At 68.5% G+C, this 18,387-nt stretch carries 17 protein-coding genes; 6 read left to right on the forward strand and 11 right to left on the reverse strand.

The genetic code is table 11. The features are described from left to right. Positions 1-33 precede the first annotated feature (33 nt). The 4 genes from H0264_RS31405 to H0264_RS31420 form a co-directional block, all read right to left on the reverse strand. Entirely contained in the window at positions 34-1,401 is a 1,368-nt protein-coding gene (locus H0264_RS31405; RefSeq protein WP_181580902.1) for a M16 family metallopeptidase, read from the reverse strand. Between the two features lie 189 nt (positions 1,402-1,590). Then, entirely contained in the window at positions 1,591-3,852 is a 2,262-nt protein-coding gene (locus tag H0264_RS31410; protein WP_181580903.1) for a polyribonucleotide nucleotidyltransferase, read from the reverse strand. A 400-nt stretch (positions 3,853-4,252) separates the two neighbouring features. Further along, complete coding sequence (gene rpsO, locus H0264_RS31415; protein WP_181580904.1) at positions 4,253-4,522, reverse strand: 30S ribosomal protein S15; 270 nt, start codon at positions 4,520-4,522, stop codon at positions 4,253-4,255. A gap of 98 nt (positions 4,523-4,620) precedes the next feature. Continuing rightward, the gene (locus H0264_RS31420; RefSeq protein ID WP_181580905.1) at positions 4,621-5,571 is read right to left on the reverse strand and encodes a bifunctional riboflavin kinase/FAD synthetase; all 951 of its coding nucleotides are present in this window, start codon (positions 5,569-5,571) and stop codon (positions 4,621-4,623) included. Between the two features lie 134 nt (positions 5,572-5,705). On the opposite strand from H0264_RS31420, the gene H0264_RS31425 reads away from it, so the two are divergent. Then, positions 5,706-6,476, forward strand: coding sequence for a metal-dependent transcriptional regulator (locus H0264_RS31425; RefSeq protein ID WP_420832000.1), 771 nt, complete (start codon positions 5,706-5,708; stop codon positions 6,474-6,476). A gap of 25 nt (positions 6,477-6,501) precedes the next feature. On the opposite strand, the gene H0264_RS31430 is transcribed toward H0264_RS31425, so the two are convergent. The 4 genes from H0264_RS31430 to H0264_RS31445 are packed head-to-tail and all read right to left on the reverse strand — an operon-like array spanning position 6,502 to position 9,346. Further along, positions 6,502-7,260, reverse strand: a complete 759-nt coding sequence (locus tag H0264_RS31430; RefSeq protein WP_244976007.1) for a maleylpyruvate isomerase family mycothiol-dependent enzyme — start codon at positions 7,258-7,260, stop codon at positions 6,502-6,504. Further along, entirely contained in the window at positions 7,257-7,889 is a 633-nt protein-coding gene (locus tag H0264_RS31435; RefSeq protein WP_181580907.1) for a TetR/AcrR family transcriptional regulator, read from the reverse strand. The genes H0264_RS31430 and H0264_RS31435 overlap by 4 nt, the downstream gene beginning before the upstream one ends. 57 nt (positions 7,890-7,946) lie before the next feature. Beyond that, a complete protein-coding gene (locus H0264_RS31440; RefSeq protein WP_181580908.1) occupies positions 7,947-9,158 on the reverse strand; it encodes a helix-turn-helix domain-containing protein in 1,212 nt (403 codons plus the stop codon). Continuing rightward, positions 9,155-9,346: a hypothetical protein gene (locus H0264_RS31445; RefSeq protein ID WP_181580909.1), complete on the reverse strand. Its 192-nt coding sequence runs from the start codon at positions 9,344-9,346 to the stop codon at positions 9,155-9,157. The genes H0264_RS31440 and H0264_RS31445 overlap by 4 nt, the downstream gene beginning before the upstream one ends. Positions 9,347-9,501: 155 nt before the next feature. On the opposite strand from H0264_RS31445, the gene H0264_RS31450 reads away from it, so the two are divergent. Continuing rightward, a complete protein-coding gene (locus tag H0264_RS31450) occupies positions 9,502-11,109 on the forward strand; it encodes an FAD/NAD(P)-binding protein (RefSeq protein WP_181580910.1) in 1,608 nt (535 codons plus the stop codon). A gap of 56 nt (positions 11,110-11,165) precedes the next feature. Here H0264_RS31450 and H0264_RS31455 read toward each other — a convergent pair whose 3' ends face one another. The 3 genes from H0264_RS31455 to npt form a co-directional block, all read right to left on the reverse strand. Further along, positions 11,166-11,984 carry a hypothetical protein gene (locus tag H0264_RS31455; protein WP_181580911.1) on the reverse strand — a complete coding sequence of 273 codons (819 nt, stop codon included), beginning with the start codon at positions 11,982-11,984 and terminating at the stop codon, positions 11,166-11,168. Positions 11,985-12,083: 99 nt separating this feature from the next. Further along, positions 12,084-13,019 carry a tRNA pseudouridine(55) synthase TruB gene (gene truB / locus H0264_RS31460; protein WP_181580912.1) on the reverse strand — a complete coding sequence of 312 codons (936 nt, stop codon included), beginning with the start codon at positions 13,017-13,019 and terminating at the stop codon, positions 12,084-12,086. Then, a complete protein-coding gene (npt, locus tag H0264_RS31465) occupies positions 13,019-13,693 on the reverse strand; it encodes a 4'-phosphopantetheinyl transferase Npt (RefSeq protein WP_181580913.1) in 675 nt (224 codons plus the stop codon). The genes truB and npt overlap by 1 nt, the downstream gene beginning before the upstream one ends. Positions 13,694-13,957: 264 nt before the next feature. Here npt and H0264_RS31470 point away from each other — a divergent pair, with 264 nt between their 5' ends. The 4 genes from H0264_RS31470 to H0264_RS31485 are packed head-to-tail and all read left to right on the forward strand — an operon-like array spanning position 13,958 to position 18,358. After that, entirely contained in the window at positions 13,958-14,506 is a 549-nt protein-coding gene (locus H0264_RS31470; protein WP_420832001.1) for a (2Fe-2S)-binding protein, read from the forward strand. Further along, positions 14,503-15,513 (forward strand): FAD binding domain-containing protein, encoded by a 1,011-nt coding sequence (locus H0264_RS31475; RefSeq protein WP_181580914.1) that lies wholly within the window; start codon positions 14,503-14,505, stop codon positions 15,511-15,513. The genes H0264_RS31470 and H0264_RS31475 overlap by 4 nt, the downstream gene beginning before the upstream one ends. After that, positions 15,510-17,771: a xanthine dehydrogenase family protein molybdopterin-binding subunit gene (locus H0264_RS31480; RefSeq protein WP_181580915.1), complete on the forward strand. Its 2,262-nt coding sequence runs from the start codon at positions 15,510-15,512 to the stop codon at positions 17,769-17,771. Before H0264_RS31475 ends, H0264_RS31480 begins: the two co-directional genes overlap by 4 nt. Positions 17,772-17,809: 38 nt before the next feature. Next, a complete protein-coding gene (locus H0264_RS31485; protein WP_181580916.1) occupies positions 17,810-18,358 on the forward strand; it encodes a class I SAM-dependent methyltransferase in 549 nt (182 codons plus the stop codon). The last annotated feature ends 29 nt before the right edge of the window (positions 18,359-18,387 follow it).

Below are 18,387 nucleotides of genomic sequence, written 5' to 3' on the forward strand. Positions count from 1 at the left end.
AAGTTCGTGATTTCTGGCGATCAGGGGGATGACTCAGTCGACCAACCGGCGAACCACGGCGGGCAGATCCCGGGTACGACGGTAGGGACCGGCCACTGCCGCACCGAAGGGACGAGACAGCAGGGCACGGGCGATCGCCGACACCTCGTCGGTGGTGACTTCGTCGATGCGAGCGAGGGTTTCGGAGACACTGCGGTGGTTTCCGTAGCTGAGCTCGCTGCGGCCGATGCGGTTCATGCGGGAGCCGGAATCCTCCAGCCCCAGCACCAGACCACCGCGCAGTGAGCCCTTGGCCCGCGCGCATTCGGCATCGGTGATGCCGTTGGTGGCCACGTCCTCGAGCACGGCCCGAGCGAGAGTCGTTACCTGGCCCAGGTTTTCGGGCTGGCAGCCCAGGTAGACGGAGAAGGCTCCGGTGTCGGCGAAGGTGTCGACACTGGAGTACACCGAGTACGCGAGGCCGCGCTCTTCACGGATGCGCTGGAACAACCGGGAACTCAGCCCGCCACCCAGCACGGTGTTGAGGATCGAGAGCGGCCAGCGCTTCTCACCCTCGTGACGTCCGAAGGCGCGGGCGCCGAAGACCAGGTGCGCCTGTTCGCTGTCGCGATAGAGGCGCAGGAGTTGCGGATTGCCGCGGGGCCGGAACTTGCCTTCGCGGCGGGGCGCGGGCTCGCGGCCGGATTCCAGGTGCGGCGCGAAGGCGCGGTGCACGAGTTCGACCACATGCTCGTGCTCGATATTGCCCGCGACGGCGATGACCATGCGGTCGGGGCGGTAGCGGCGCTGGTGGAAGGAGCGCAGCTGGCTCGCCTGCATGGCCTCGATGGTTTCGATGCTGCCGATCACCGGGCGGCCCACCGGATGGTCGCCGAACAGCGCGGTGAGGAACATGTCGCCGACGGTGTCCTCCGGGTCGTCGTCGCGCATGGAGATCTCCTCCAGCACGACCTGACGTTCCACGTTCACGTCCTCGGCGCGGCACAGGCCGTTGAGCACCACGTCGGAGACGAGGTCGACCGCCAGCGGCAGGTCCTCGTCGATGACGTGCGCGTAGTAGCAGGTCTGCTCCTTGGCGGTGAACGCATTCAGTTCGCCGCCAACCGAATCCATGGCCTGCGCGATATCCAGCGCGGAACGCGTGGGGGTCGCCTTGAACAGCAGGTGCTCGAGGAAGTGCGCGGCACCGGCCACGGTCGGGCCCTCGTCGCGGGAGCCGACGCCGACCCACACGCCGATGGAGGCCGAGCGCACGCCCGGCACATGTTCGGTGACGACTCGTAGCCCGCCGGGCAGTACGGTCCGGCGCACGCCGGCATCGGCCGACAGCGCTTCGGTCTTCGAGATCACCAGGGAAGGAGCCTTACCCGACAGTGGAGTGTCCTTTTTCGTGCGAACCATGTTTCCCACACAATCGCATACGAGTCCGACAGGTTCGTGAGAGAACCCGTGCGGCAATGCGTTCCGGCGCGAAAGCTGCAGGCCCCTCACTCCCGATACATCGGAAGTGAGGGGCCGTACGCTTCTACCCCGGATCGGCGAGCCGTGACCGTCCGAAGACGGCACGGCGTGCGCCGGATCAGCCGAAGACTACTCGGCGTCGGCCGCCGCGGCAGCCGGTTCCGCGCTGTCGGCGGCGTCCTCGTCGATCGGGACGAGGGAGATCTTGCCGCGGTTGTCGATATCGGCGATCTCGACGCGGATCTTGTCGCCGACGTTCACCACGTCCTCGACCTTGGCGACCCGCTTGCCGTTGCCCAGCTTCGAGATGTGCACCAGACCGTCGCGGCCCGGCAGCAACGAGACGAACGCGCCGAAGGCGGTGGTCTTCACGACCGTGCCCAGGAAGCGCTCGCCGACCTTCGGCAGCTGCGGGTTCGCGATGGCGTTGATCGCGTCGATCGCCGCCTGCGCCGACGGGCCGTCGGTCGCGCCGACGAACACGGTGCCGTCATCCTCGATGGAGATGTTGGCGCCGGTGTCCTCGGTGATCTGGTTGATGACCTTGCCCTTGGGTCCGATCACCTCACCGATCTTGTCGACCGGGATCTTGATGGCGGTGACGCGCGGAGCGTAGGGGCTCATCTCGTCCGGGGTGGCGATGGCCTCGGCCATGACATCCAGGATGGTGAGGCGAGCGTCCTTGGCCTGGTTCAGCGCACCGGCGAGAACCTGCGACGGGATGCCGTCCAGCTTGGTGTCCAGCTGCAGGGCGGTGACGAACTCGGGAGTACCGGCGACCTTGAAGTCCATGTCGCCGAAGGCATCCTCGGCGCCCAGGATGTCGGTGAGGGCCACGTAGCGGACCTCGTCCTCACCCTTGTCGTTCTTCACGGTGTCCGACACCAGGCCCATGGCGATACCGGCGACCGGAGCCTTCAGCGGCACACCGGCGTTCAGCAGCGACAGGGTCGAGGCGCACACCGAGCCCATCGAGGTGGAGCCGTTGGAGCCCAGCGCCTCCGACACCTGACGGATGGCGTACGGGAACTCCTCCTGCGACGGCAGCACCGGCACCAGCGCACGCTCGGCGAGCGCGCCGTGGCCGATCTCGCGACGCTTGGGCGAGCCCACGCGACCGGTCTCACCGGTGGAGTACGGCGGGAAGTTGTAGTGGTGCATGTAGCGCTTGGAGGTCTCCGGGCCGAGCGAGTCGACCTGCTGCGCCATCTTCACCATGTCGAGGGTGGTGACGCCCATGATCTGGGTCTCGCCACGCTCGAACAGCGCCGAACCGTGGGCCCGCGGGATCACGGCGACCTCGGCCGACAGCGAACGGATGTCCGCCAGGCCACGGCCGTCGATGCGGAAGCCGTCGGTCAGGATGCGCTGGCGCACAAGCTTCTTGGTGACCGAGCGGAACGCCGCGCCGATCTCCTTCTCGCGACCCTCGAAGGTCTCGGCCAGGCTGGAGAGCACATCGAGCTTGATCTCGTCGATGCGGTCCTCGCGCTCGTGCTTGCCCGCGATGGACAGCGCCTCGTTCAGCTCCGCCTGCGCGGTGCCGAGCACGGCCTCGAACACGTCGGACTGGTACGGCAGGAAGACCGGGAACTCGGCGGTCTCCTTGGCGGCCAGCGCGGCCAGGTCGGCCTGCGCCTTGCACAGCCGGGCGATGAACGGCTTGGCGGCCTCGAGGCCCTGTGCCACAACGGTTTCCGTCGGCGCGGTGGCGCCGTCGGCGATGAGGGCGAGCACCTTGTCGGTGGCCTCGGCCTCGACCATCATGATGGCGACGTCGCCCTCGACCACGCGGCCGGCGACGACCATGTCGAACACGGCGCCTTCCAGCTGCTCGACGGTCGGGAACGCGACCCACTGGTCACCGATCAGCGCGACGCGCACGCCGCCGACCGGACCCGAGAAGGGCAGGCCCGCAAGCTGAGTCGAAGCCGACGCCGCGTTGATGGCGACCACGTCGTACAGATCCTTCGGATCCAGCGACATGACGGTCACCACGACCTGGATCTCGTTGCGCAGGCCGTCCACGAAGGAGGGACGCAGCGGCCGGTCGATCAGGCGGCAGGTCAGGATGGCGTCGGTGGAGGGGCGGCCCTCACGACGGAAGAACGAGCCGGGGATGCGACCCGCGGCGTACATGCGCTCCTCGACGTCCACCGTCAGCGGGAAGAAGTCGAACTGGTCCTTGGGCTGCTTGGAGGCCGTGGTGGCCGACAGCAGCATGGTCTCGTCGTCGAGGTAGGCGACCACGGAACCCGCGGCCTGCTTGGCCAGCCGGCCGGTCTCGAAACGGATGGTGCGAGTGCCGAAGGTGCCGTTGTCGATCAGGGCTACGGACTCGAAAACGCCGGGCTCGACCTCGGCGGCGGAACTGGTCACAGTGTCAGTCATTGTTCTTTTCTCAACCTCTCGTCTTCGCCGGGTCCAGCGCGCTGTTCGTAAGCGCGACCCGGCAGGTCGGCCGTACCCGGCATGGGCGCGCGGCAGCCCTCGTGGCTACTGCGGGCACACCCGAGCCCTCTCCCCTTGGAGGTGGCGACGCGGAGGCGGTCATCGATCGAAGCCCTCCGGAAGCGCCATCCCTCTGATGCGCTTGCCGAAAAGCCACTACCGAAGACCGACGCCACGCGACGGGTGCATACGGCTTCGCGTTGGCGTGCACAAGGGCGGTTTTCACCCCATGCACGAAAGGCCAACGAGGAGATTCTATGCCTCCCCGTTGGCCGGTTCGTCAACTACCTAGGGCAGTCGTAGTGTGTCGCTCTCGCGAACGACACCGCGTCGAAGGAAATCAGCGACGCAGGCCGAGCCGCTCGATCAGCGAACGGTAGCGCTCGATGTCCGTGTTCTGCAGGTACTTCGAGAGCCGCTTGCGACGACCGATCAGCGCCATCAGACCGTGGCGGGTGTGGTGGTCGTGCTTGTGCTTCTTGAGGTGCTCGGTGATGTCGGCGATCCGCTTCGACAGCAGCGCGATCTGGGCCTCCGGGGAACCGGTGTCCTTCTCGTGCACGCCGTACTCGGCGAGGATGGCCTTCTTCTGCTCGGTGGTCAGAGCCACAGATATCTCCTGGTGTTTCAGTCCGCGCTCAAAGGGGGTTCCCGGAAAACCCGGGGGTGGGGTGCCACCGCGGACCGCAGCAAACCCGACGAGCCAGCCTACACGTCCTCTGAACTCAGCACTTTCCGGGCCTCGTCGACATCGTTGCCGATGGCTTCCACCAGCTCGTCGATGGACTCGAATTTGCGCATGCCGCGCAGCTGCTGCACGAAGTCGACGGCCACCTTCTTGCCGTAGAGGTCACCGTCGAAATCCAGCAGGTGCGGTTCGACGGTGCGGCTGCGGCCGGCCTCGAAGGTCGGGTTGGTGCCGACCGAGATGGCCGCCATGCGGGGGTGGAAGTCCGGGTCGTCCAGGACGGTGAACCAGCCCGCGTACACGCCGTCGGCGGGAATCGCGGCGTGCATGGTGGGCGCGACATTCGCGGTCGGGAAGCCCAGGCCCTTGCCGCGGCCGTCACCGCGCACGACCACGCCCTCGATGCGATGCGGGCGGCCCAGCGCCTCCGCCGCGGCGGCGATGTCACCGGAATTGAGGCAGGCGCGAATGTAGGTGGAGGAGAACGTGACCGCGTGCTCGCCGAGCAACTGCACCCCGTCCACCTCGAAGCCGAGCTTGCCGCCGAGCTCACGCATGGTGTCCACGGTGCCCGCGGCCTTCGCCCCGAAGGTGAAATTGTCGCCGACCACGACCTCGGCCACCTGTAGCTTGTCGACCAGCAGGTTCTGCACATACTGCTCGGGTGTCAGCTTCATGAAATCCTGGGTGAACGGCATCACCACGAAGACGTCGATGCCGAGTTCCTCGACCAGTTCCGCGCGCCGGGACAGCGTCGACAGCTGCGCCGGATGCGACCCGGGCCGCACCACCTCGAGGGGATGCGGATCGAAAGTCATGAGGACCGCCGGAACGCCCCGCACCGCAGCGGATTTCACCGCACGGCTGATGAGCTGCGCGTGACCGCGATGCACGCCGTCGAACACGCCGATGGTGAGCACGCACCGGCCCCACTCCGCGGGCATCTCATCGAGGCTTCGCCACTTCTGCACACCGGGAAGCCTACGCAAAGCGCGTCACAGACAATATTCCGGACCTTGGATCTTGCGCAGCCGAAGCACGCGCGACACTTGGTGTTCACCTGCCCCTACCAGCAGGCGCGCCGATGTGGGAAACCCGGCCAGGTGTGCCTAAGCTCGGTTACGTGCCCGGAAAACGAGACATCGCCACCCGCCGCGAGCTGGCCGATCCGTCCCCCTCTTCCGCACCCAACGGAGCCACCGCCACCGTCGCCCACGAACTGTCGTCGGTCGCGCAGGACTATCTGAAGGTGATCTGGACCGCCAACGAGTGGTCCCAGGAGAAGGTGTCGACCAAGCTGCTCGCCGAACGGATCGGCGTGTCGGCATCCACGGTGTCCGAGGCCGTCCGCAAGCTCGCCGACCAGGGTCTGGTCGAACACGCCCGCTACGGGGCCATCACACTCACCGAAGCCGGCCGCCGCGCCGCCGTCGCCATGGTTCGCCGCCATCGGCTCATCGAAACCTTCCTCGTCAACGAGCTCGGCTATGGCTGGGACGAAGTGCACGATGAGGCGGAAGTGCTCGAGCACGCCGTCTCGGAGACGCTCATGGCCCGCATCGACGCCAAACTCGGCCACCCGGACCGGGATCCGCACGGGGATCCGATTCCGTCGGCCGACGGGGCGGTGCCCACTCCCCCGGCTCGGCAGCTCAGCGATTTCCGGGATGGTGAATCCGGGAGAGTCGCACGGATTTCCGATTCGGATCCGGCGATGCTGCGGTACTTCGATTCGCTGGGCATCGCGCTGGATACGCCGATCGGGGTGGTGGAGCGGCGAGACTTCGCGGGCACCATCGCCATTCAGCTCGATGATCGGGTGATCGATCTGGGAAGCATTGCGGCCGAGGCGATCTGGCTCACCAACGAGCACTGAGCCTCGACACCGGACTGTTCCGAGCTCAGAACGGGACCTGCGTGGCGAGCAGCCCTTCGCCCGTTCCGCGTCCGGACAGGATGCGGCAGAACTCGATTGCGTCGAGCTCGAGCGCTTCGCCGTCCGATGACCCCCAGCTGCCGCCCGCCGGGCCGGTGAGAGTGAGCCGATAGGGCTTGCCGTGGCGCTGCGCCCATTCGCGTACCACATCGTCGACTATGCGGCCGTCGTGCTCGGCGGTCAGGTCGTGGTCGTGACCGGTGGCGCGGGACAGATCTATGCGGTGCATCCAGGGGTCGCGGGTGAGGATGACGTCGATCAGATAGCCGAAGGTCCATTCCTCGGCTATTCCATTGACCACCAACGATTCCGGCATGCTGCGACGGCGGATAAGGCCGGGCGCGCGACGGCGGCCGCGCGCGGCCTTCGGGCCGAGTTCGCGGAGCAGGGCGAGGAGTTCCTCCGGCGCGCGCCTGCCGAATTCGCGGACCTGCAGGGCGGTGAGGGCGTCGATCATCTCCGCCTCACCGTGGGGGCGTTTGCTCGCGATCCGGTTCTGGCGCAGGTTCTCCCGCACCGAAGCCGCCATGGCGGCCATGCCGACCACGTGCGAAATCATCTGGTGCACAGTCCATTCGGTGCAGTCGGTGGGCTTGCCCCAGTCGTCCGGGCGCAGCCGCGCGACGGCCGCGGTGATGCGCTCGTATTCGGTGGCCGCCAGCGCCATGGCCGCGGGCCGGTCGAGTGCGGGCTGCCGCAACAGGGTTCGTTCGATGGTGCTCATTTCCGTTTCCTCCTTCGGGCCGGGGGTTCGGCAACGGGCGCCAACCCCACTCCGTCGGCCCACATGTCCACCGCACGATCCAGCAGCACGCGCCGGCTGTCCCCGCCCGGATCATTGGCCAGCTGCTGATCCACCAGGCCGCCGATGAGCGCGAAGGCGATCTCGACATCCCCGCGCTCGGTTGCGCCCAGATCGGCGAAGAGGCCCACCACCTTTCGCACCACCCGCTCCGAGGGGGCGAACGCCTCGGGCGAGGGCTCGAAGCCGGGAATGGTGCGCTGATTCATCAGCTGATAGCGGGCCAGATCGGCGACCGAGAAGTCGAAGAAGGTGCGGGCCATGGCCTTCGCGCGGGCGCGCGGCTCACTGGGCAGGGTCGCGTACCGCTGCTCGGTCTCCCGCTCGAACTCCAGCCACGCGGCACCGAACATGGCGTCGTAGATCGCGTTCTTGGAGGCGAAATGCGAATACAGCGAGGGCGCGCGCATACCGACCCGCGTGGCCACCGCCCGCAGCGTGAGCTGAGCCAGACCGTGCTCGCGCACCAGGGCCCACGCGGCGTCCAGAATCTCCTGCCGAGTTGCCTCACGGCGTTCGGCTTTCCTATCGCGAGTAGTTTCGCCTAACACAGTTAGGAGTGTGAGCCACGTCACGTCCGATGTCAATAGCGACGGCGCATGGCCGTCTCACCCGGCGGTTTCCACGCGGACCGTGCCGCGCGGCAGGAGGGGTTCCTGGAATTCGGTGAACAGCTTCGCCACCAGCTCACCGCGGCTCGTCACACCGACCTTGTCGAAAACGGCCTTCACGTGATCGCGCACCGTGTGCGGGGACACCACGAGCCGCGCGGCGATATCGGCCGTGCCCAACCCGCGCGCGATCAATTCGACGACTTCCATTTCGCGCCTGGTCAATTCGTACGCGGCCACCACCAGCGCCGCGATCTCCGACGGCTTGGCCGGCTCGATCACCATGGCCGTCGCGCCGGGCCGGCCCTCGGCATCCCGCAGGCACGAGGCATGACACACCAGCCAGCGGCCGGTCACCGACCGAATCCGGATGCGGGTACTGCCCCCGGTCAGTCGCGCCCGGCCCGCCGTACTGAGAATCCACACCGGCAGGGGCAGGTCGATCCCCAAAGGCGTGGCGGTGGCGGGGCCCGGCGGCATCTGCGCGAGCAGATCCCGCGCCTCCGCATTGATGGAAACCAGACCGCCATCGGCATCGAACAGCAGCATGCCCGGCCCGTCGCTGATATCGACCGGAGTCAGGGCACCCGGGGAAGCCCCGACACCGTTCACCGCATCGCCGCCCTTCGACGCGGGCGAGCCCGGTTCGGTCCACGCCGCGCCAGCCACCGCCGAGGCGACCGGACCCGGCTGGGCGAAGGCGCGCAGCCGCTGCGCCAGCGGCGTCGACAGCGTGTCGAGCAGGGCGACCTCGGCCCTCGTGAATTCGGCGCGGCCCCGCTCCCGGAACAGGCTCAACTGCCCCCACGGCCGACCGCCGATCCGGAACACCGCCCGCAGTTCATCGGTGAACCCCCTGGGCCGCATGAAGTTTCGATACAGCGCACTGGCCTCGGGCCGATCGCCGGTCACCGCCCGCAGACCCGCGACCGGCACCCGAGCCCGCGCGAGATCCCGGAACAGGTTCACATGCTCAGCGAGAAGCTCCGACTCCCAATAGGTTCCGCACCCACCCTCGTGCAGATTCTCCACCCGCACCGGGGCGGTGGTCAGGCCGTTCACGGGATCGGTCGCCACCCACACCGCAGCGTCGAAAGGCGCGACCCGCCGCAGCCGCTCGGAAGTCGTGGCGAACAGCGCGTGCGCATCCGGCGCCGCCTCGATGTCGTCGAGCAAGGCGGCCACCGCATGCCGAGACGCGGTCGTCATGAGCGCCGACCCAGCATCGGCAGCCCGGCGACGCGGTACCTGTCGGCCGCAGCCACCACAACCCGCGCACCGAAAAGGACTGCACGGGGCGGGTGTTCGTCGGTCGTGGCGAACACCGTCTGCGCGACGGGGCCGGCCGCGCTTCCGCTGAGCAGCGCGGTCACCGCATGCCGGGGTGGGTTGGTCATGGATGCGATCCTGCCGCCGGGTCGGTTGCTGCGCCATCCCTCATGTGAGGGGGAACCGGTGTGCGGGGCGGAAATTCCCTCATTCGCGGGATGGGGGCCGGGCACGCGTCCGATGAAGCTGATCAGCACATCACAGCTGATCGGAAGGACAGGCAATGCATATCGGGATCATCGGGGGCGGCGCGGCGGCCGTCGGGCTGTTGGACGCCTTGGCGGGCGCGACGCGGGAGCAGGACAGCGGCGGAAATGCCGGGCGCATCACGGTTTTCGACGGGTCGGCGGCGATGTGGCGGGGGCGGCCCTATCAGGTCGACGCTGAGGCGGTGCGGGTCAATGCTCCGCCGCGCATCATGTCGGTGCGGGCCGGGGACCCCACCCACTATCAGGAGTGGCTGCGGGGGCGGGACGGGGTCGACAGGTATCTCGATGACGGGCTGGGTCAGCCGTTGCTGCCACGCGGACAGTACGGCGAGTATCTGGCGGACACCGCACGGGCTGCGATCGCCACCCTGCGACATGCTGGGTGGCGGGTCAGCGTCGTGAATGCCCGAGTCACCGGCTACTCGCGCGACAGGGGCGCGTTCCGCCGCGCGGACCGGGATACAGCCGCCGAGCCTGCTGTATTGCCCGCGGCCGACAGCGGCACCGTGCCGACGGCAGGAGCAACCCTGCACACCGACGACGGCGGCAGGGTGGAGACGCTGCGGGCGGCACTGCTGACCGAGGACGGTGGCGTGGTCGCGGTGGATCGGGCAGTGCTGTGCGTGGGAAGTGGTCGTCCGCGCGACCATTACGGGCTGTCCGGTGCACCGGGGTATCGCAATGAGCCATATCCGCTGGCGGAGACACTGCGGGAGGTTCCTGCGGATGCGCATGTGGCGGTGATCGGCAGTGGGTTGACGGCTGTGGATATCGCCGCCGCGTTGGATGCGCGCGGGCATGTGGGGCGGATCAGTTTTCTGTCCCGCAGTGGGACATTGCCGTTCGTGCAGCAGCGGCCTGTGCGGTTGGAGCCCCGGCACCTCACGGCCGCGGCTGTGGCGGGAATTGCGGCGGAGCGGGGGGAACTCACCTTCGCGGATCTCGTGTCGCTGATGCGGGCCGAGTTGGCTGATCTCGGAGACGATTTCGAGTCGTTCGCGAACGAGATACTGGGTGCGAACTCCGAGGATCCGGTCGATCGGTTGCGGCGACAGCTGGCGGCGGTCGATGCACCGCATCGCGGTCTTCGGTTGCTGGCCATGGTGATTCGGGTGGCCGGGCCCGTCGCGTGGCCGCTGCTGCGCGAACGCGACCGGGCCATGCTGCGTACTCGCCACTTTCGCGTCGCGAATGGGCTGAGCTCACCGATGGTGCCGCACAATGCGAAAATCCTGATGCGCCTGCTGGATTCGGGACAGCTGCGGCTGCGCTCCGGGCTGCGCAAGATCGAGGCGCGGGCGGGTGGCGGGTTCACCGTGTCCGACGAGGCGGAGTGGACAGCCGATGTCGTGCTCAATGCCGTCAATCCGCCCGCCTACACCACCCCGCAGGACACCGAGCCGCTGGTGAGCGCCCTGCTGGAGGCGGGTGCGGCGGAACTGCACCCGGCGGGCGGGCTACGGGTCGATCCGGCGACCCGCCGCCTGCTGGTCGGCGGGCGGGCGGATGCGACCTGGCATGTGCTGGGCAATCTCGCCGCCGACTCGATGTTCATCGCCACCAACCCGCCGGGCCTGGCGCAGGCCGCCGCCCGGCTGGCCCCGATCCTGTTGGAGCGGTAGCGGTTCGGCGGCGTCCCGCGCGTCGCCGGAGCAGTGCACCTCGAGGCGGCGGTGGTTCAGCAGGTGGAGAAGTACTTTTCGTAGGAGTCGGGGACGCCGTCGGCGCGGGCCGTGGACCAGCACACGTCGTGCGGGAAGCCGACGTAGGTGCTCCAGGGGGTGGAGGGCGTGCGGGAGACGATGCGCTGGCTGTCGCCGGGGACGTCCCAGACTATGACCGCCCAGAAGCCGTCGCAGTTGGTGACGGTCGGGGTGGCCTCACGCAGCCAGGACTCCACATTCAGGTCGTGCACGATGGTCTGCCCGGCACAGAGCGGGCCGGGAGCCGGATCCTGGAAGCGGAGCTGACCGGTGACGGTCTGGCCGGACGACTCGAGGAACAGCGTGTGCAGACCCTCGGGAACCGGGTTGGTGCCGGGCGGGGCGGTCATGCCCAGGCGGTAGCAACCGGTGGGGACGGTGATCACGGCTTTGCCGTCGAGATCCGTTGTGGCGTCCCAGCGCTGGGTTTCCGGCGTGCCCTCGGGGAGGTCGTGTCCGGTGGGGTTGCACGGCTGGTGCAGGGTCAGCCGCACGGGCACGTACGGGATCGCGACGCCGGACAGGCTCTGGGTTCGGATGATCACCGTGCCCTCCCCCGCCGGAGTGGAATCCGAGGGGGGCTCGGTGGTTACCTGCGTGGTTCCCGCGGTCGGCGCGCCCTGGGCGGGCGGGGCCGTGCCGCTGGGCGGTCCGGTGGTCGCGCTGGTGGTCACTGTTGTTGTCGCAGTAGCCGATTCGCTGCGCGGAGCCTCCGGTTCGTTCGAACCGCATGCCGCTGCGAGCATGACCACGCCGAGTAGTGCCACCGTGTGCAGGAATCTGCGCTTGCCCATCGCCGTTGACCTCCGTCGAGCAGTCCGATACTGCAAGTATCGCGCTCGGAGGCAGGGGTATTAACGCTGGTTAATGCCCCTTTTTCCGGGGGCCGACCGTCACAGGTTGGAGGGGCGGACCACCATGACCGAGGAGGCGCGCTTGCCGCTCTCCTGCAGCAGGGCGATGGTGCGGCCCGACGGGTCGACCGCCGCGTAGACGCCCTTGATGCCGACCGGGTCGAGCCAGCGGCCGTTGCGCAGGTCGTCGGCCTGCTTCTCGTCGATCTCGCGGAGCGGGAAGGCGGTGCGGGTCGCCTCGTCGATGTCGAGGCTGAGCAGCGGCTGCTCGGCTTCCGAAGCGGCCGTGAGCTCTTCGAGGGTGCGGGCGTGCTCGAGGGTGAAGGGGCCCACGCGGGTGCGGCGCAGGGCGGTGAGATGCCCTCCGACGCCGAGCTTTTCACCGAGGTCGCGGGCCAGCGCACGGATGTAGGTGCCGGAGGAGCATTCGACCTCGACGTCGAGATCGACGAATTGCTCTGTGCCGGTGTCGATATCGCGGCGGGCCAGGATGTCGAAGCGGCTCACGGTGACGGGGCGGGCGGCCAGCTGGACGTCCTCACCGGCACGAGCGCGGGCATAGGCGCGTTCGCCATTGACCTTGATGGCGCTCACGGTGGCCGGGACCTGCTGGATGTCGCCGGTCAATTCGGCGACACCCGAGGCGATTTCGGCATCGGTGATATGACCGGCCGGGGTGGTTGCGACCACCTCGCCCTCCGCGTCGTCGGTGATCGTGGACTGCCCGAGCCGGATGGTGGCGGCGTACGCCTTGGTGGTCAGGGTGAGCAGGCCGAGCAGCTTGGTGGCGCGCTCCACGCCCAGCACCAGCACGCCGGTGGCCATCGGGTCCAGGGTGCCGGCGTGGCCGATCTTCTTGGTGCGCAACAGCCTTCGGCTCTTGGCGACCACGTCGTGACTGGTCCAGCCGCCGTCCTTGTCGACGATGAGCAGACCGCCGAGCGCGTCCACCACGGGTGTTCTCTTCTCGCTCATCAGCCCTCCACGATCGCGGTCAGGATGAGTCCGTCGGCGACGACCCAGCGGCCGTCGAAAGATGTCAACGCCGGGCCACCATCGGTGGTGTGGCCGGGAATCAGCAGTTCGCTGCGGAAGGTGCCGGCGCCCGCGCCGCCGGACTCCTCGTCCACGGTGAAGGTGATGTGCGCGTCCTCGAAGCCCAGCCAGCGCCCGGTCAGCGGACGCCACGTCTTGTAGGTCGCCTCCTTGGCGCAGAACAGCAGCCGATCCAGGTGCAGGCCGGTGCCGGGCAGCACGGCCGACAGCCATGCGCGCTCCTGCGGCAGGCTCACCGAATCGAGCACCCCGTCGGGCAGGGCGGCGTGCGGTTCGGCGTCGATGCCCACCGAGCGGTAGCGCAGCTTGTGCGCGAGCACCGCGGCCTTGTAACCGTCGGTGTGGGTGAGGCTGCCGACGACGCCGCGCGGCCAGATCGGCCCGCCGTCGTCGGCCTTGCCGATGGCCACCGCGGGCTCACCGAGCTGGGCCAGGGCCTGCCGGGCGCAGTAGCGCGCGCCGATGAAATCGCGGCGGCGCTTCTCCACCGCCTTGGTGATGAGGTGTTCCTCGCCGGGATGCGGCTTCAAATCCTCCGGGTATGCCAGCAGTTCGGCCGCGGCCACTCCGCTGGGCAGAATCCTGCCGATCAAGCGCGCCGACTCCGTCGCCGCGACCGCCCGCTCCTCGATGACCAGCCTCCTGCTCGGTACCCAATGCTCGCGCGCTCAGGCGGCGGCAATTGCCTCAACGAGCCTAACCCGGCGGGCGTTCCCGTCCGTGCGCGCCCGTGATGGTCGCTCGTTCGGCATGCCGGAACCGACGGCGATTGCTAGGATGTTGCCAGCTCGTATTCACGCGTAATCCAGCACTTTCCGTGGCGCCGCGCGGCGTCTCCATGGGCAGGAGGGGCGTATATGACAGTCGAGCCGTCGACAGGCCGGACGGGGGTGCGGCCCGCCGAATTCATCGGACCGGCGCGCATCATGGCCACCCTGCGGGTCAATGGCCACGAACACTTCACCGTGCTGGAACCACGCACCAGCCTGCTCGACGCCCTGCGCGAGCATCTGCACCTCACCGGCACCAAGAAGGGCTGCGATCAGGGCGGCTGCGGAGCCTGCACGGTGTGGGTGGACAACCGGCGGGTGCTGTCCTGCCTGACCCTCGCCCTCGCCGCGGAGGGCCGCGAGATCACCACCATCGAGGGGGTGGCCGACGGTGAGGACCTGCACCCGATGCAGCGGGCCTTCCTCGAAGCCGACGGATTCCAGTGCGGCTACTGCACTCCCGGCCAGATCATGTCGGCCATCAAATGCGTGGAGGAGGGGCACGCCGAATCCGACGCCGAGACCGCCGAATGGATGAGCGGCAACATCTGCCGGTGCGCGGCCTATCAGAACATTCGCGAAGCGGTGCGCAGCGGACGCGACGCCATGCGCGAGGCGGACGGAGAGCGGCCGTGAAACCCATCGCCTACGCCCGGCCCACCACCGTCGAACAGGCGGTCAGCACCGTAACCTCCAGGCCCGGAACGGTTTTCCTGGCCGGCGGCACCACACTGGTGGACATGCTGCGCATCGGGGCCATGGAACCCGACAATGTCGTGGACATCACCTGGCTGCCGCTGGGCGGGCTCGAGCACACGCCCGACGGCGGACTGCGCATCGGAGCGCTCGCCAAGATGAGCGAGGTGGCCGCGGAAGCCGGTGTGCGCGAACGGTATCCGTTCCTTTCGGTGGCACTGTGGAAGGGCGCGTCGGCGCAGCTGCGGAATATGGCGACCATGGGCGGCAACCTCATGCAGAAGGTGCGTTGCGCGTACTTCCGCGAGCCCGGAAGAGCCTGCAACAAGCGGGATCCCGGGGCCGGATGCGCGGCCATGGACGGAATCCACCGGGGGCACGCGATTCTCGGCACCAGCCCGATGTGCTTCGCCACGCACCCCTCCGATGTCGCGATCCCGCTCGTGGCCCTGGACGCGACGGTGACCGTGTGGGGTCCGCGCGGGGAACGCACGATCGCCTTCGACGACTTCTTCCTGCTGCCGGGCAGCACGCCGCATGTCGAGCACCCCCTCGCCGGGGACGAGCTGATCACGCGCATCGACGTGCCCGCCCTGCCGTTTGCCAGGAATTCGCACTATCTGAAGGTGCGCGACCGGGAGTCGTACGAATTCGCGCTCACCTCCGCGGCCGTGGCCATGAATGTCGCGGACGGCACAGTCGTGGATGTGCGCATCGGGCTCGGCGGAGTGGCCACCAAACCGTGGCGGGCGCGCACCGCCGAATCAGTGCTCATCGGGAAGTCGGCCACCCGGGCCAATTTCGAGAAGGCAGCCGCCGCGGAGCTGGAGGCGGCGGATACGTCGCATCCCATGAATGTGTTCAAGGTCGAACTGGCACAGCGGACTCTGGTGCGGGCACTGGAAGCCGTGCGACCACAGGTGCATCCGCTGGGAGGTACGCGATGACCGCCACCATGGCCGGACCGCTGGTCGGGCGGGGGCTGGATCGGATCGACGGGCGGGCCAAGGTCACCGGCGCGGCCCACTACACGGCCGAGATACCGCTGCCCGGCGTCGCCCACGCGGTACTGGTGGGAGCGCGGATCGGCTGCGGCACAGTGCGATCGGTCGACATCCGGGCGGCGTTGAACGCGGGTGCGATAGCGGTGTTCACGCACGAGAACCTGCCGCGAGTCGCCGACATTCCGCCACAGTTCCCCTCCGCGTACGGTGGGCCCGCACCCGGACAGACCTTCTTTCCCATGCAGGACAACGAGATCCACTACTACGGGCAGCCGATCGCCGTGGTGCTCGCCGACACCTTCGAAACCGCCCAGCACGCCGCCGAACTCGTGGTCGCCGACTACGACAGCCGGGACACGCTGGTACGGCTGGACGACGGCCGCGCGCAGCAGTATCAGCCGGACAAGATCTTCTGCGGACTGGTGCCGGCGGTGCAGGCGCGCGGCGACTTCGAGGCGGCCGCGCGGTCGGCCGCCCATACCTTCGACGCCACTTACCATTTCGCCGCCAACCACCACAATCCCATCGAATGCTCGGCGACCGCGGCGGTGTGGGACGGCGACACCGTCACCGTGTACGACGCCACCCAGGGCATCAGCGCCACCCAGGCGACGGTGGCGGCCTACCTGGGCCTCTCGCCCAGCCATGTGCGGGTCGTATCCCATTACGTCGGAGGCGGATTCGGCGCGAAGGCCATGATGTGGCCACATGTGACGCTCGCACCCATGATCGCCCGCGAACTGGGCAGGCCGGTCAAGCTGGTGCTCGATAGGGAGCAGATGTTCTACGGCACCGGGCTGCGCGAGGAACAGGAGCAGCGCATCACCCTGACCTGTGACGAGCAGGGCACCTTCACCGGGCTGCGGCATCACAAGCTGTCCGTCACTTCACCGTTCGACGATTGGGCGGAGCTGTCGCTCAGCGTGGCCGGGCAGGCGTACGGAATCCCGAACTACGACGGGCAGTATCGGCTCGTCCGGGGCAACATCATGACGCCGACCTTCATGCGCGGGCCCGGTGAGGCGTCGGGCATGGTGGCCATGGAATGCGCCATCGACGAACTGGCCGAGGAACTCGGCGTCGACCCGGTGGAACTGCGGCTGCGCAACCACGCCGCCATCGACCCGGAGAGCGGGCATCCGTGGAGCTCGGACGGCTACGCCGACTGCGTGCGCCTGGCCGCCGAACGCTTCGGCTGGTCGGCGGAGCAGCGGCGGGCCGGGGCGCGCACGGACGGGAACTGGCGCATCGGCTGGGGCATGGGAACGGCCGGATATCCGGTGTACGCGCCCGGACAGCCGCAGCGCGCGCACGCGCGATTGCTGGCCGATGGATCGCTGGTGGTGCAGGCCGGCACCCAGGACTTCGGCACCGGGGTGGGAACGACCATGGCGCAGGTCGCCGGAGATGTCCTCGGCCTCGAATTCGACAGTGTGCGAGTCGATATCGGTGACACCGATTATCCGAATATCGCGGCGGCGGTGGGCTCGATGGGGGCGGGCGCCATCAGCGCCGCCGTGCACACCGCCTGCACCGATCTGCTGGCGCAGCTGATCGAGCTGGCCGTCACCGATACCGCGTCGCCATTGCACGGCCGGATCGGCGCGGAACTGGAGGCGCGGGACGGACGGCTGCGGGTACGTGCGAATCCCGCTGTCGGGGAAACGTATTCGGCGCTGCTGGCCCGCAATCACCTCATCGATGTGGAGGCCATCGGGGCCTGGAATCCGCCGGATCCCAACGCGCCCTTCGGGAAGATCAGCTTCGGGGCGCAGTTCGCCGAGGTCGCGGTGGACCCCGAACTCGGGCTGGTGCGGGTGCGGCGCATGGTGGGCGCGTTCGCGCCGGGCCGGGTGCTCAACGCCAAACTGGCGCGCAGTCAGGTGCTGGGCGGCATGAACTGGGGACTGTCCCAAGCGCTCATGGAGGCCACGCTGCCGGACGCGCGCGACGGCAGCTGGGCCAACCCGTCACTGCTCGAGTACCTGCTGCCGGTCAATGCCGACGCACCCGAGGTCGACATCTCCTTCGTGGAGGTCGAGGACCGGGTGGTGAATCCCTTGGGCGTCAAGGGACTCGGGGAACTCGGCATGATCGGCGCGGCGGCGGCCATCATCAATGCCGTGCAGCACGCCACCGGTGCGCGCATCCGGGAGATCCCGGTGCGCATCGAACACCTGCTTGACTTCAGGTCGACCTGAAGCCGGAAGCTGGCGGCAACCTCACCGAAAGGGTTGCCATGACCAGCTTCGACCTCCAGGCCAGCCGGAACTACGACCGCCGCGCCACCCGGCTGCTGACCGGGCTCTACCGGCATATCACCGCCGATGTGAACCGGGCGGCGGCGAAGGGCGCGACGGTACTCGATATCGGGACCGGGCCGGGAAAACTCCTGTCCCACATGGCCGATGCGCGACCCGATCTGCGGCTGCACGGGGTGGATCTGTCGCCGCATATGATCACGCTGGCCGCCGACCGGCTGAGCGGGCGAGCCGAACCGACCGTGGGCGATGTGGCCGCGCTCCCCTACCCGGACGCGAGTTTCGAGGTGGTGGTGTCGAGTCTGAGCCTGCACGAATGGCCGGATGTCACCGCCGCTGTCGGCGAGCTGCATCGCGTGCTCGCTCCCGGCGGGCTGGTCGCCCTCTACGACTTCCGCTTCGTCCGCGTCCGGGAGGCTCGTGTCGCGCTGGCGGCGGCATTCGGTCCCGTACGGCGCGAAGTCGTTCGCCCGCAACGACATCCGATCGGACTGTTCCTCCGACTGTCCGCCACCGGAAGGGCGTAGTGTCCGCCGCCGCAGCGGAATAGAGTGTG

The organism is Nocardia huaxiensis (genome assembly GCF_013744875.1).
Taxonomy (GTDB): Bacteria; Actinomycetota; Actinomycetes; order Mycobacteriales; family Mycobacteriaceae; genus Nocardia; species Nocardia huaxiensis.